The sequence below is a fragment of the Aliishimia ponticola genome (assembly GCF_004803475.1).
GTDB lineage: Bacteria > Pseudomonadota > Alphaproteobacteria > Rhodobacterales > Rhodobacteraceae > Aliishimia > Aliishimia ponticola.
On sequence record NZ_SRKY01000001.1, the window covers coordinates 1 to 13,312 of the forward strand.

Consider the following 13,312-nt stretch of genomic DNA (forward strand, 5'->3'; position numbering starts at 1 on the left):
GTACATGACTTGGAAATCTCGACGGTTTTTTCGGTTTGGTGGTCATAGCGCAAGCAAAACACCCGGTCCCATCCCGAACCCGGCCGTTAAGTGCTGTAGCGCCGATGGTACTGCATCTTAAGATGTGGGAGAGTAGGTCACCGCCAAACCTAAAAAGCCGCCGAGATAATACGTATCTCTCTTACGATACCACCTCATAACCAAATTAGAGGTGAATTTGGCGCGGGATGGAGCAGCCCGGTAGCTCGTCAGGCTCATAACCTGAAGGTCGCAGGTTCAAATCCTGCTCCCGCAACCAAACTCAAACAACAAGCCGCCGACATATGTCCGGCGGCTTTTTTGTTCGTCAAATAGCATCAAACCGCGCAGGATAGCTGGTCGCTTTTTCTGCCAAGAAATCAGTCGCTGTGCTGGATACGCCCACGGCAAAAATGCAGGTGATCAGCCCAGTTCTAGGCTTGCGACCGCATAGACACTGGGGGTCGGGAACAAGGCATTGCCGCGATACATACGCGCAGTTCGGAAACCCGGTTCCATCCCAAATTCATGACAAAGCTGCAATAGTTCCTGCGACGTCTCTGGTACGTCCACCGTGAGAGGACCGGTCGAATGGTGAGCTGCGTGGGACATCAGCTTCTCTGCGGAGCCTGCATCCTGGGCAACCAACGGACCGATCTTGGCCCCGGAATGGCACGCGCGAACGGTCGCGAAGCCTTGAACTTCATCCCGCGATCTCAACACAAAGGTCTTTCGTGTGGCTGTGCCGGACAACCATGCCTTGAGATATGTCGGTTTGGCCAACCCCGATGCCGCAGCCTCCATTGCGATCAACTGCGGTATATCCTCTGGTGTCGCACGGAAAACATCGCTCTGCGCCTGCCCAGATGAATGCCCGGTGAACCGTGTCGCGGCGCCCGCGTGGACAAAGCCTGACGCGCGATAATTGTCTTGCTGGTCTTCGACGCCATCAAGGCCAACCGTTCGGGTGCCCGCATGCTGCAACGCATGGTTCCATAGGGCGAGCCCAATCCCGAGCCCCCGATAGTCGGGCCGGACGATATAGAAGCCGAGGAATGCGAAATCCACAGTGTGATTGACCACTGAAATCGACGCGACTGGCTGATCAGCTTCATCAACAGCCACGAAAAACCCTTTGGAGACCGTCGCAAAGAACGCAGCGGCATCGTCCAATCCGGGGTTCCAGCCCTCGTCATCGGCCCAGTCCAGGATCTGTTCAAGTTCGGCAAAACTTGCGTTGCGGCAAAGGGTCATAGCCTTAGGGCTTCCTTGAGAGAGACGCTGCCTTCTTCGCGATTCCGCAGGTCAAGCTGAGAGTAGATATCAAGCAAATGGCCTTTCATGAGTTCCTCGGCGTTGTCGCCATCCCGGTTTTGCATGGCTTCGACCAGCGCGTGATGGGCATTGCTTTCACACAGCGCATTGCGGCGACGCCAGTAGAGGGCGATGACCAATGACGAACGTGATACGAGTTGCCGGAGGAATTGTTCGATCGTGTGTTGATCGGCGATGCGGGCGATTTCCAGGTGGAAGTCGCCAGACAGCTTTAATGCAAGGCCTGCCTCATCCCGGTCCAGCGCGGCATGTTCCGCTTCGATATGCTGTTCGAGCAGCCCAATATCTGCGGCATTCGCACGCTCTGCCGCAGCGCGGGCGGTGCTCGGTTCCAGCAGGGCGCGGGCCTGAAAGACCTCATGCGCCTCTTTGAGCGTTGGTTTGGAAACGAATGCGCCTCGGTTTTTTTCGATTGTGAGCAGGCCTTCAAATTCCAAGGACCGCAGCGCCTGGCGGACAATCGTACGGCTGACCCCGAATATCTCGCAAACCTCGTCTTCACGAAGTTTGGCCCCCGGTTGCAGCCGATGTTCATGGACCGCCTCCGTCAGTTGTGCCGCGATCTGCTCTGCCGTTGCGGGCGTCGATTCTGTCATGGCCGACATGGCGCACCTCCTGCTTTCACACCTGCACAGCGGGGGGAGAAGCTCAATTGTTCACACGAAGAACACGTATATCGTATACAATCTTGGCTTAAAATTTGCACAATAATCACTTCCGATTGTTCAAATCTAAGCAGTCCGCGGCTCTTTGCGCGTCGCCGGGCGGTTTCATGTTGGTAAGGGCGCGCTCTCTGGCTCAGCCTGTTGTCATCGACATGGGGGCGACATGAACCAGAAACTGGATCTTGAACTAATCAGCCTGACAAAGCGCTATGGCGCGACGGTCGCCGTGGACGCGATCGGCTATCATTTCAGCGCGGGCACCTATGCGTGCCTTCTGGGGCCGTCGGGATGCGGGAAATCCTCGACATTGCGGATGATCGCGGGCCACGAGAACATATCCGACGGGTCCATTACGCTGGGTGGGCGCGACATTTCGCATTTGCCGCCGGCGAAACGCGGCACTGCGATGATGTTCCAAAACTACGCGCTGTTTCCTCACTTAAGCGTGCGGGACAATGTGGCCTTCAGCTTGAAAATGTCCGGTGTCGATACCGCGACGCGGCGCGCGCGGGCAGGGGAGATGCTTGAACTGGTGGACATGACGGCTTTGGCCGACCGCCTTCCGGCACAGTTGTCTGGTGGGCAGCAGCAGCGCGCGGCCCTCGCGCGGGCGCTCATCACAAAGCCTGATGTTCTGCTGCTAGACGAGCCGCTTTCCGCGCTCGACCCGTTTCTGCGGATCCGGATGCGGGCCGAACTGAAAAAGCTTCAGCGTGAATTGGGGATCACGTTTGTCCATGTCACCCATGGGCAGGATGAAGCCTTGGCGCTGGCCGACGAGATCGTCGTGATGAATGACGCCAAGATCGAACAGGCCGGCAAGACACGCAATGTCTTCGACACGCCCAAGACGGCGTTTGTTGCGCGGTTTCTGGGCTCTCACAATGTTGTGGCGATGCCGGATGGGATGATCGCCGTGCGGTCGGACGCGCTGAAAGTCACCCCCGTTGAGGCGGCGAAACTGCCCGGTACGATCACCAATATCGAATACCAGGGCACGCATGTCGCCCTAACAGCGACGGTTCCGGGCAAGCAGGAAGTGACGGCGCTGCTGTCGGACAAGGAATTCTTCGGCAATCCGAAGGATTTAGGAGAGGCAATCGGCCTCGACTGGCAGGCCGAGGCGGCCCACGCCTTGGCACGTTAAAAAGACGATCAACAGAGAGGACGAAACATGACCACGATTTCGAAAGTACGCTATTCGCGTCGCTCGCTCTTGAAGACGGGTGGCGCGGCGGTGGCGGCCGCCGCGCTTCCGGCTCCAATGGTATGGGGACAAGAGACGAAAAACATCACCTTGCGCCAGTTTGGGACCGGGGTGTCAAACCTCAACGAGGTGGCGGAAAAGGTCAAGGAAGACCTTGGCTTCACGCTTGAAATGACCGCGCTGGATTCCGACAGTGTGACCCAGCGCGCCGCAACCCAGCCCGACAGCTTTGACATCGCGGACATTGAATACTGGATCTGCAAGAAAGTCTGGCCCACGGGCAACCTCCAAGCAATGGATACCTCCAAGATCGCCAACTACGACAAGATCGTTGGCACCTTCCGGTCCGGCAAGCTGACCCCGGACAGCGTGATTGCGCAAGGTACCGCGCCGCATACGGTTGGATTCACGACCGGCGTCGACGGCACGGAATTCGTGCAGGAAGAATCCGGCTGGATGACCCTGATCCCGACGATCTACAACGCGGACACGCTGGGCATTCGCCCCGACCTCATTGGCCGTCCGATCGACAACTGGTCCGAGCTTCTGAACCCCGAGTTCAAAGGCAAGGCGTCAATCCTCGACATTTCGTCCATCGGCATCATGGATATGGCCATGGTCGTGGAATCCATGGGCGAATACACCTATCCGGACAAGGGCAACATGACCCGCGAAGAGATCGACATGACCCTCGGTATCTTCACCGAAGCGAAGAAGAACGGTCAGTTCCGCGCCTTCTGGAAATCCTTCGACGAAAGCGTCAACCTGATGGCCTCTGGCGAAGTGGTCATTCAGTCCATGTGGTCGCCCGCAATTACCGCCGTGCGCTCGCAGGGTATTCCGTGTGTCTATCAGCCGCTGGAAGAGGGCTATCGCTCTTGGGGTGGCGGGCTTGGCCTTTCCGCGTCGCTCTCCGGGATGGAGCTGGAAGCGGCCTATGAATACATCAACTGGTATCTTTCCGGTTGGGTCGGCGGTTTCCTGATGCGTCAGGGCTATTACTCGGCGGTACCCGAAACATCCAAGAACTTCATGTCCGAGGACGAGTGGGGCTTTTGGTTCGAAGGCAAACCGGCGCAGGGCGACATCACCAACCCGTTCGGTCAGGTCATGGAAAAGGCCGGTGCCGTGCGCGATGGCGGCTCTTTCTACGACCGGATGGGCGCTGTTGCGTGCTGGAACGCGGTTATGGACGAGAACCAGTACATGGTTCGCAAGTGGAACGAGTTCATCGCGGCCTAAGCGATGCGCGCCGGAGGGTTCGCCCCCTCCGGCATTTCCCTGAAGCCCCTACTAAGAATGAGGCAGGCGTGCGAAACAACTCGGTCATAGGCTGGCTTTTGGCGGCACCCCTGTCGCTGGTCCTTCTGGTTTTTCTGGTGGCTCCGGTCGCGATGATTGTCGTCGTCAGCTTTTGGGGCGCGACCGAATGGTCAATCTATCCCGCGTTCCAGTTCGACAATTATGAATTCCTGCTGACCTCGAATGTGACCTTCCGCGTTTTCTTCAACACGCTGAAATATGCCGCCATCACATGGGTGTTCACGCTGCTGATTGGCGTCACGGTCGCCTATTACCTCGCCTTTCACATCCGCAGCCAGACATGGCAGGTCGCGCTTTTTCTGCTGTGTACGATCCCGTTTCTGACCTCCAACATCATTCGGATGATCTCGTGGATTCCGTTTCTCGGTCGCAACGGGATCGCGAATTCGACACTGATTTCCATGGGGGTCATCGATGAGCCGCTGGAATGGCTGCTGTTCAGCGATTTCAGTGTGATCCTCGCATTTGTTCACCTCTACACGCTGTTCATGATTGTGCCGATCTTCAACACGATGATGCGGATCGACAAATCGCTGATGGAAGCTGCGGCAGATGCCGGGGCGACCGGCTGGCAGACCCTGTGGCATGTGGTGATCCCGTTGTCCAAGCCGGGCATCATGATCGGCACCATCTTTGTAGTGGCGCTGGTGATGGGGGATTTCATCACCGTGCGGTTCATGAGCGGCTCTCAATCCGCCAATGTGGGGCGGATGATCCAGAACGACATCGCCCTGCTGCAATACCCATCGGCGTCCGCAACTGCCGTGATCTTGCTTGTGACTGTCTTGCTCATGATCGGGACGCTGCTGCGCTTCGTCGATATCCGCAAGGAGCTTTAAGAATGGAACCGCGCCCAAGGTCGTTCTATTTTCTGACCGCTTTCTTCATCCTCTTCTTGCTGTTCCTGTATGGGCCCACGCTCACCATCGGTATCCTGTCATTTCAAGGGCCCGGGGGCGGGCTGACCTTCCCCATGCGCGGCGTCTCGCTTCATTGGTTCCGCGATCTGTTTGAACAGCAGGCCGTCGGTGACATCTGGGGCTCTTTCTCGCGGTCGTTCGTCCTTGGCCTCATGGTCATGGTCACCACTGTCGTTATTTCGGTGATGGGGGGGCTGGCCTTTCGCAAGCGGTTCGCGGGCGCGACGATCCTGTTCTATCTGATAATCACATCTCTGGTGATCCCATCGATCCTGATTTCGCTGGGCGTCGGGCTGATTTGGTCGCAATCCGGTCTGCCGGTCCACTGGGCCAGTTCCGGTTTCGGGGCGCAGCTGACTTGGACCCTGCCTTTCGGCCTGTTGATCATGTTCGCAGTATTCAACCGGTTCGATGCCTCGTATGAGGAGGCCGCGCGCGATCTGGGCGCGAGCCCGTGGCAAGTCATCCGCTACGTGGTGCTGCCGATCATCGCGCCCTCGCTGATCGGGGTCGCCCTGTTCGGCTTCACGCTAAGCTATGATGAATTTGCGCGAACCCTGCTGACATCGGGAAGCTACAACACGCTGCCGCTCGAAATCTTCGGGATGACGACCAATGTCACGACACCTGTCTTGTTCGCACTTGGCACATTGACGACCGTGTTTTCGCTGGTTGTGATCGGGGTCTTTCTCATGGTGGTCTGGCTGCTGAACCGACGCCGCGCGCGTCAGGGCTCCGACGCGGGGCGCGGCACCGTCTGATGGCCGTCATCATCATCAATCCGAACAGCACCGTTTCGATGACGCAGGCCATGGTCGAACAGGCGCGCCGGTCCGCGCCGGACCTGGATTTCGAAGGCTGGACCTCGCATGACGGACCGCCAGCCATTCAAGGGCAAGAGGATGGAGACATCGCGGCGCCACCTTTTCTGGACCTCGTCAAGAAAGCGTCCGAGTCCGGGGCAGACGGCATCATCATCGGCTGCTTCGATGACACGGCCCTTGACCGGGCCGCCATGCGCGCCGACTGCCCGGTTATTGGTATTGGGCAAGCGTCATACCATTATGCGGCGCTCAGAAACTGGCGATTCAGCGTTGTCACGACGCTGTCGGTTTCTGTCCCTATCATTCAATCCAATATTAAACGGCAAGGTTTGGGGCATCTGGTGTCACATGTCCGCGCCTCCGAGATTCCCGTGTTGGAGCTGGAAACCGAACCGGATAGTGCGGGCAAAACCATTGTCGAAGAAGCCATGCGCGCCGAGGCCAGTGACGACGTATCCGCTGTCATCCTTGGATGCGCAGGCATGGTCGGTGTCGTCGATAGGGTGCGGCACGCGATCAAGGCCGAGGTCATCGATCCGGTTGCCTGTGCGGCGCGCTGCATGCGCTGGCTGAATGCAGAAGGCTGAAAGCAAGGCGTTCGACTTCCGGGCCGAGGCCAGTGACGACATATCCGCTGCCGCTAGTCGCGGGCGCTCAGTTCCACCAGAACGCTGCCCGAAGGGACTTGGCTTTGGGCTGCGGCGTGAACAGCTGTCACGGTGCCGTCGAAAGGCGCGGTCAGTTGGTGTTGCATCTTCATCGCCTCCAGCACGATCAACGTATCCCCCTGTGCCACCGCCTGACCCGGCTGCACGCACACATCCTGTACCAGACCCGGCATCGGTGCCATGATCTGACCGGAGCCGGCCGCCGCGTTACTCTGCGTCCCGGCACGGTGTCGCAGCACGTCAAATCGCTGCGCCCCGACGGCCAGAGATACCATGTTGCGCGCAAGATGAACGGGGCAGGTCATCCGAATGCCGTCCACTACGGCGCTGCAGGAATTGTCATGGCAGCACAGGCCCTCGACCAAGACGGACGCAGCGGCGACCTGAATTGCCCAACCTTGCGGCATCGCTTCGATATGCACGTCCTGCTCCATTCCCTGACAGATCAGGGTCCAACGGGCAGGGGGCATCGGCGCAGAGGCCCAGCCCAATTGCTCTGCCGCGACGTAACCCGCCCTGGCAAAGCTGCGGTCCCGTGCGTCCTGCGCCAGACAGGCGGCGGCAAGCGCCAGATGCGCGGCGCTGACCTTCGGCTCCTTGAACCCGGCGGGATAGGCGTCATCCAGCAGACCCGTCGTGGCCTTGCCTTCTGCAAGGACCGGGTGCGCCAGCAGATCGGCCAGAAACGCGGTGTTGGTTTGCAGCCCAAACAGGACAGAGCTTTCGACCCCGTGGATCAACCGCGTGCGCGCCATATCCCGGGTGGACCCATGCGCGATGATCTTGGCAAGCATCGCATCATAGAAGGGCGAAATTTCCTGCCCCGAGGCGATCCCGTCATCCACGCGCAGCCCATCGCCCTGCGCCGGACGCCATAGGTCGATCTTGCCGGTGGCGGGAAGGTAATCGTTTTGCGGGTCTTCGGCGTAAAGGCGCACCTCAATCGCGTGGCCCGTCAGCGCCACATCTTCTTGCGAGATCGGCAAATGCGCGCCGCTTGCGACGGTCAGTTGCAGGTCCACCAGATCAAGCCCGGTCACAAGCTCCGTCACCGGATGTTCGACCTGAAGGCGCGTGTTCATTTCAAGGAAATAGAACGCCCCGTCATCGCCCAGCAGAAACTCAACCGTGCCTGCGCCGCAATACGCCACGGCGCGGGCGGCGTCCATCGCCGCCGTTCCCATACGTGCGCGCAGGTCAGGCGTCATAACCGGGCAGGGCGCTTCCTCGATCACTTTCTGATGCCGCCGCTGCACGGAACAATCCCGTTCGCCCAGATGGATCACCTGCCCATGCGCATCGGCCATGATCTGAAATTCGACATGGCGGGCGGAGGCGATGGCTTTTTCAAGGATCAACTCGCCGGAGCCGAAGGCATTTTCCGCCTCGGACCGGGCGCGGGCGATGGCGCTTGGCAATTCTTCTGTCCGGTGTACCAGACGCATCCCGCGTCCGCCGCCCCCGGCAGCGGCTTTGATCATCACCGGCAGCCCGATCTGTTTTGCCTGTTCGGCAAGCCCCGTGTCCGACTGATCCGCGCCCTCATAGCCGGGAATGCAGGGCACACCGGCGGCCATCATCAGGCGCTTTGCCTCCGCCTTGTTGCCCATGGCGCGAATGGCCTCCGCCGGGGGGCCGATAAAGACCAGCCCCGCCGCCGCCACGTCGCGGGCGAAATCCGCGTTTTCCGACAGGAACCCATAGCCCGGATGGATTGCCGCCGCGCGGGTCCTGCGGGCCGCTTCGATCACGGCATCGCCCCGCAAGTAGCTATCGGTCGCAGGCCCCGGACCCAGCCGCACCGCCTCGTCCGCCAAACGCACATGCGGCGCGTCGCGATCGGCGTCGGAATAGACCGCGATCGTGCGCATCCCGCGCGCACGGGCGGTGCGAATGATGCGGCAGGCGATTTCGCCGCGGTTGGCGATCAGCAAGGATGATAGGGCCATGGTCATGCGGTTTCGCTGCGATGTGTCATTGCGTGCCCCCTTCAGAACCGGCTGACGCCATAGGCATTCGGATGGACCTGCCGTGCGCGCGCCTCGTAACAGGTATCGAGGCAGAAGCTTAGGACAAGGCGCGTGTCGCGCGGGTCGATGATGCCATGATCAAGACAGCGGCCCGACGTGTAGAAGGCCGTGTGCTGGTGGTCGAACAGGTTGCGCAGCGCATCGCTTTGCCGCTGCATTTTTGCCTCGTCGATCTCGATCCCTTTGCGTTGCGCGGTCGCGCGCGCCACCATGTCCATCGTGCCTGCCGCCTGCTCGCCGCCCATGACGCCGGTGACGGCATTGGGCCATGCAAACAGGAAGTCCGGCTCATAGCCAAAGCCGCTCATCCCATAATTGCCCGCGCCGAAGCTGGCCCCGATATAAAGCGCGATCCGCGGCACACGCGCATTGCTGACCGCCTGGATCATCTTCGATCCATGCTTGATCATACCCGCTTGTTCATAGGCGGTCCCGACCATGAAGCCGGTGGTATTGTTCAGGAAAATCAGCGGCGTATCGGCCTGATCGCAAAGCTGGATGAACTGCGCGGCCTTGGTCGCGCCATCCGGATCAATCGGTCCGTTATTGCCAATGATGCCGACGGGCCGCCCGTTGATCCGGGCCTTCATGCAAATCGTGGCCACACCGTAGCCCGGTTTGAAATCCGCAAGCGCAGAGCTGTCGACGATCCGCGCCGCGACCTCGTGAATATCATAGGGCGTGCGATAATCGACCGGAAACACACCGGCCAAATCCTCCGGTGGATGGGTCGGGGGCGCGGCGTTTTGAGCCGCAGCAGGGGGGAGCGCGCGGTTCCATCCCAGCCCCGCGACAACCTCGCGCGCCATTTCGATCGCGGCCGCGTCATCCTCCGCCAGATATTCCACCAGACCAGATGTGCTGGCATGCATTTCTGCGCCGCCCAGTTCGCGTTCATCCGCCTTTTCGCCGGTTGCCGCATGGACCAAGGCGGCGCCCGCCAGCGCGGCAAGACCGTTCTTTTTCACACCGATCACATAGTCCGACAGCCCCGGCATATAGGCGCCGCCCGCCGTGGACGGCCCGTGCAACACGGCGATGGTGGGAATGCCCGCCGCGCTCAGATGCGCGAGGTTGCGGAACACCTGACCGCCTTTGGCCCATAGTTCCACCTGATAGTCCGTAAGGTTCGCCCCTGCGCTTTCGACCAGATGGATCACGGGCAGTTTCTGCCGAAGCGCCATTTTCTGCACGCTCAGGATCACATCGACCGACATCGGCCCCATTGACCCGGCCTTGATCCCGCTGTCATCGACCCAGACCAGACAGCGCGTGGCGGCGACAAACCCGATCCCGACGATCACGGAAGAGCCGGGCACCGATGTCTCCGCATCCGGGCTGTCGACAAGGTATCCGGCCATCGCGTGAAGCTGCAAGAACGGCATTCCCGGGTCGAGCAGCTGCGCCAGACGCTCTCGCGGGGTGAGTTGGCCGCGCGCATGCATGTGATCGCGGCGACGTTCCGACAGGGCCACCGGGCGGGCCTCAAGCGCGCGCAGCGTTTCGATCTGGTCCAGCATATCCGCGCGGTTCTGCGCGAATTGCGGGCTGCCCCTTGTAATCTGGCTGGTGAAGGCCATCAGACGCCCTTTCGTTCTGTGTTGGGGACAAGATGCGCGGGCAGGGGGATGGGAACATGCAGAAGGCGCTGCGCGAAACCTTTGCCCTGGCTGTCATTGCGCAGCGAAGAAACGCCGCCGCCGCCCAAGACCTGATGCAGCACGATATTCATCGCGTGGCTTCCCGGCAGATAATAGCGGTCCACTGATCCCTCCAACTCCTGCCCGAAGGTTGCAGCGACCGCCTCCGGCGTCAACGCCGCCCAGATCCACGGCAAATAGGCCGGAACCCGCGCCATCACCCCGATATTCGCGGCATCGCCCTTGTCGCCGGACCGGGCGACGGCCAGCGCTTCCAGCGGCAGGGTGGTCATCTCTTGCGCATGCGGATCGACTGTTTCGGGCCCCGGGGCAGGGGGCAGGTCAGAGGGCGCCGCGGTCTCCGCCGGGCTGTAATCCACCCGCGCGCCGTCCAGTGTCACGGAAATCTTCGGCACGTTTACAGGCACCAGCGAGGAATGCAGCGCGACGACGGGCGAAGGTTTCGGGCGACCGGCCCCTGTAAAGAAATGCAGCCCGGGCGGGGTCGCCAGGGCCCCGCCGATCAAATCCTTGAGGAACATGCCCACAGCGGCCGCATCCTGATGTTGCACGGCGGCGGTTACGCTGACTTCCTCATAGGCGCTATCGCCGGGGCGTCCGCCAAAGGTCTCGACACTGACCTTGTCAAAGTCCTGCACTCCGCGTGCCGCCAACTTGGCGCGCACCCGTTGCAACACCGCCTCGACATAGGCGCGGCCCTTGGCGCGGGCATCTTGACCATTGAAGTTCAGCACCTGTCCGGCCCGGTAGCCGTCGAACCATGTGGTGGAGGTTTTGAGCCACCCGCTGGGCGCGCGCCCCGATGCGCCGGTGATCTCGACCTGGTCGGGCGCGATTTCGGTCAAGGTCACCTCAGAGAAATCGCAGATCACATCGGGCAGGGCATAGGCACGCGGGTCCGCAATCTCGTACAGCATCTGCTCGCCCACGGTCTCGCGCGTGACGCGCCCGCCAGTACCGCGAGGCTTGCACAGAATGATCCGCCCATCGGAGTGAAGCTCTGCAATCGGGTAGCCGATTTGCGCCCGGTTCGGGATGTCGGCCCAGTCCGTGAAGTTGCCGCCAGTGGCTTGCGGGCCGCATTCGATCAGATGCCCGGCCAGCGACCCGGCAGCGAGCAGATCGAACCTGTCCATGGCCCAGCCAAAGCTGTGAACCCCGGCGGCGAGGATCAGCGCGCTGTCGACGCAGCGCCCGGTGATCAAGATATCCGCGCCCGCGTCCAATGCCGCAACGATTGGCCCTGCGCCAAGATAAGCGTTTACAGACAATACCTTGCCCGGTGCAGGGAAGGGCGCGCCACTGAACATTTCATCGCCGCCAAGGCCCGAACCTTCGGCTGACCCGACCTGATCGGACAGATCATCGCCCGCAACCACGGCCACCCGCAAATTCAGGCCTTGGCGGGTGATCTCGTCCCGCAGCGCGGCGGCGCAGGCCTCCGGGTTCATGCCGCCTGCATTGCTCAACACGCGGACCCCACGCGCGGCGATTTCAGCCAGATTGGGGGCCATCGCCGCATGGATGAAATCCGTCGCATATCCGCTGCTGGCGTCTTTCTGGCGGGCGCGCGCCATGATCGAAAGCGTGATTTCCGCCAGATAGTCATAGACCAGAAAGCCCAGATCGGGGTCACGCAGCAATTGCGCCGTCGCTTCCGGGGCGTCCCCCCAAAAGCCGCTGGCACCTCCGATGCGGATGGACTCACCTGTCATGCGGGCCTTTCGTAAACAAATAAAACCGTTTGGTCGGTATTATTCAGTTGAACTTCGCTGGGTCAACGGCAATCCTTGTGGAACGTCACGTCGACCGCCCGGAGCAAGTGGTGCCAGAAGAGGATCCGCAACCGCCCAAACCAACCGCCAAACCGCCCTCCAAGCACGAGGCGCGGTCAGCCGCGATGCGCGCGCGGATTTGCGATGCGGCGACCGAATGTCTGGATCAATTCGGCTATGCCGAAACGACGCTGAACCGTATTCAGGGGCAGGCGAAGGTCTCGCGCGGGGCGCTGATGTATCACTTCGCCGACAGGAACGAAATCATCGCGGCGACGGCTGTCCAACTGCTCGACCAATCGATGCGGCCAATCAAGGCGCGCAAGACGCAAGCCCGGTCCACCGCGATCCGCGATCTGCTTCAAGACGTGTGGACGCGGGTCGTCGATACGGCAGGGGGGCGTGCGATGTTGGAAATTCTGGTGGCCTGCCGGACGGATGCGGCGCTCAAGGCCAAACTGGCAAATGAACTGCATGATTGGGACCAAACCAGCCTCGAAACGATCGCGACCTTATACCAAGGGGCGGGGGCCGATCCGGACGATGCGGAGCTGCTGTGGAGCGTCGCGCGAACCTTCGTGCGCGGTCTGATCGTCCATGAACAATTCGCCGGATCCCCGGAGTTTTCCATGCGAATGCTGATGCGCTTTGCCGACCTGTTGGAGCCGCATTTGACACCCCGCGCCGCAGGGGATCGCTGACGACCGTACCGCGCCGGGTGCCCCAGACCCCGTCTGATACAGGCAAATAGCAGGGCTGCTAGCGCCTCCAGACAAGAAAAACCATCATGCGGCATCACTTAAAGAAGCTGCCGTAAGTCGCTGTGTTGATTTGGATTTTCTTTTCTGCCAGAAGCCTCGGTGACCGGAGTGTCACCTGAAGGCTT

11 protein-coding genes, 1 tRNA gene and 1 rRNA gene are annotated in these 13,312 nt (G+C 60.8%); 8 read left to right on the forward strand and 5 right to left on the reverse strand.

All coding sequences use genetic code 11. The features are described from left to right. Window positions 1-34: 34 nt before the first annotated feature. Window positions 35-149, forward strand: a 5S ribosomal RNA gene (gene rrf, locus E4Z66_RS00005). A 72-nt stretch (window positions 150-221) separates the two neighbouring features. After that, a tRNA-Met gene (locus E4Z66_RS00010) sits at window positions 222-298 on the forward strand. 143 nt (window positions 299-441) lie between these two features. Here the strand turns inward: E4Z66_RS00010 and E4Z66_RS00015 are convergent. After that, window positions 442-1,272: a GNAT family N-acetyltransferase gene (locus E4Z66_RS00015; RefSeq protein ID WP_136460899.1), complete on the reverse strand. Its 831-nt coding sequence runs from the start codon at window positions 1,270-1,272 to the stop codon at window positions 442-444. Continuing rightward, window positions 1,269-1,958: a GntR family transcriptional regulator gene (locus E4Z66_RS00020; RefSeq protein ID WP_168797685.1), complete on the reverse strand. Its 690-nt coding sequence runs from the start codon at window positions 1,956-1,958 to the stop codon at window positions 1,269-1,271. Before E4Z66_RS00020 ends, E4Z66_RS00015 begins: the two co-directional genes overlap by 4 nt. Before the next feature lie 223 nt (window positions 1,959-2,181). Between E4Z66_RS00020 and E4Z66_RS00025 the strand changes: the two genes are divergently transcribed. The 5 genes from E4Z66_RS00025 (at window position 2,182) to E4Z66_RS00045 (ending at window position 6,879) form a co-directional block, all read left to right on the forward strand. Continuing rightward, window positions 2,182-3,165: an ABC transporter ATP-binding protein gene (locus tag E4Z66_RS00025; protein ID WP_136460900.1), complete on the forward strand. Its 984-nt coding sequence runs from the start codon at window positions 2,182-2,184 to the stop codon at window positions 3,163-3,165. A gap of 36 nt (window positions 3,166-3,201) precedes the next feature. Next, window positions 3,202-4,467: an ABC transporter substrate-binding protein gene (locus tag E4Z66_RS00030; RefSeq protein WP_136462074.1), complete on the forward strand. Its 1,266-nt coding sequence runs from the start codon at window positions 3,202-3,204 to the stop codon at window positions 4,465-4,467. Between the two features lie 68 nt (window positions 4,468-4,535). Beyond that, complete coding sequence (locus tag E4Z66_RS00035; protein ID WP_136460901.1) at window positions 4,536-5,387, forward strand: ABC transporter permease; 852 nt, start codon at window positions 4,536-4,538, stop codon at window positions 5,385-5,387. Window positions 5,388-5,389: 2 nt separating this feature from the next. Continuing rightward, the gene (locus E4Z66_RS00040) at window positions 5,390-6,229 is read left to right on the forward strand and encodes an ABC transporter permease (RefSeq protein ID WP_136460902.1); all 840 of its coding nucleotides are present in this window, start codon (window positions 5,390-5,392) and stop codon (window positions 6,227-6,229) included. Beyond that, on the forward strand, window positions 6,229-6,879 hold the full coding sequence (locus E4Z66_RS00045; protein ID WP_136460903.1) for an aspartate/glutamate racemase family protein: 651 nt from the start codon (window positions 6,229-6,231) through the stop codon (window positions 6,877-6,879). Before E4Z66_RS00040 ends, E4Z66_RS00045 begins: the two co-directional genes overlap by 1 nt. A 53-nt stretch (window positions 6,880-6,932) precedes the next feature. Here E4Z66_RS00045 and E4Z66_RS00050 read toward each other — a convergent pair whose 3' ends face one another. Genes E4Z66_RS00050 through E4Z66_RS00060 form a run of 3 tightly spaced genes read right to left on the reverse strand, consistent with a single transcriptional unit; the run spans window position 6,933 to window position 12,366 of the window. Continuing rightward, on the reverse strand, window positions 6,933-8,915 hold the full coding sequence (locus E4Z66_RS00050) for an acetyl/propionyl/methylcrotonyl-CoA carboxylase subunit alpha (protein ID WP_342773430.1): 1,983 nt from the start codon (window positions 8,913-8,915) through the stop codon (window positions 6,933-6,935). Between the two features lie 35 nt (window positions 8,916-8,950). Next, window positions 8,951-10,570, reverse strand: coding sequence for an acyl-CoA carboxylase subunit beta (locus E4Z66_RS00055; protein WP_136460904.1), 1,620 nt, complete (start codon window positions 10,568-10,570; stop codon window positions 8,951-8,953). Continuing rightward, on the reverse strand, window positions 10,570-12,366 hold the full coding sequence (locus E4Z66_RS00060) for an acyclic terpene utilization AtuA family protein (protein ID WP_136460905.1): 1,797 nt from the start codon (window positions 12,364-12,366) through the stop codon (window positions 10,570-10,572). Before E4Z66_RS00060 ends, E4Z66_RS00055 begins: the two co-directional genes overlap by 1 nt. A gap of 77 nt (window positions 12,367-12,443) precedes the next feature. On the opposite strand from E4Z66_RS00060, the gene E4Z66_RS00065 reads away from it, so the two are divergent. Beyond that, window positions 12,444-13,127 (forward strand): TetR/AcrR family transcriptional regulator, encoded by a 684-nt coding sequence (locus tag E4Z66_RS00065; RefSeq protein WP_136460906.1) that lies wholly within the window; start codon window positions 12,444-12,446, stop codon window positions 13,125-13,127. Window positions 13,128-13,312 lie beyond the last annotated feature (185 nt).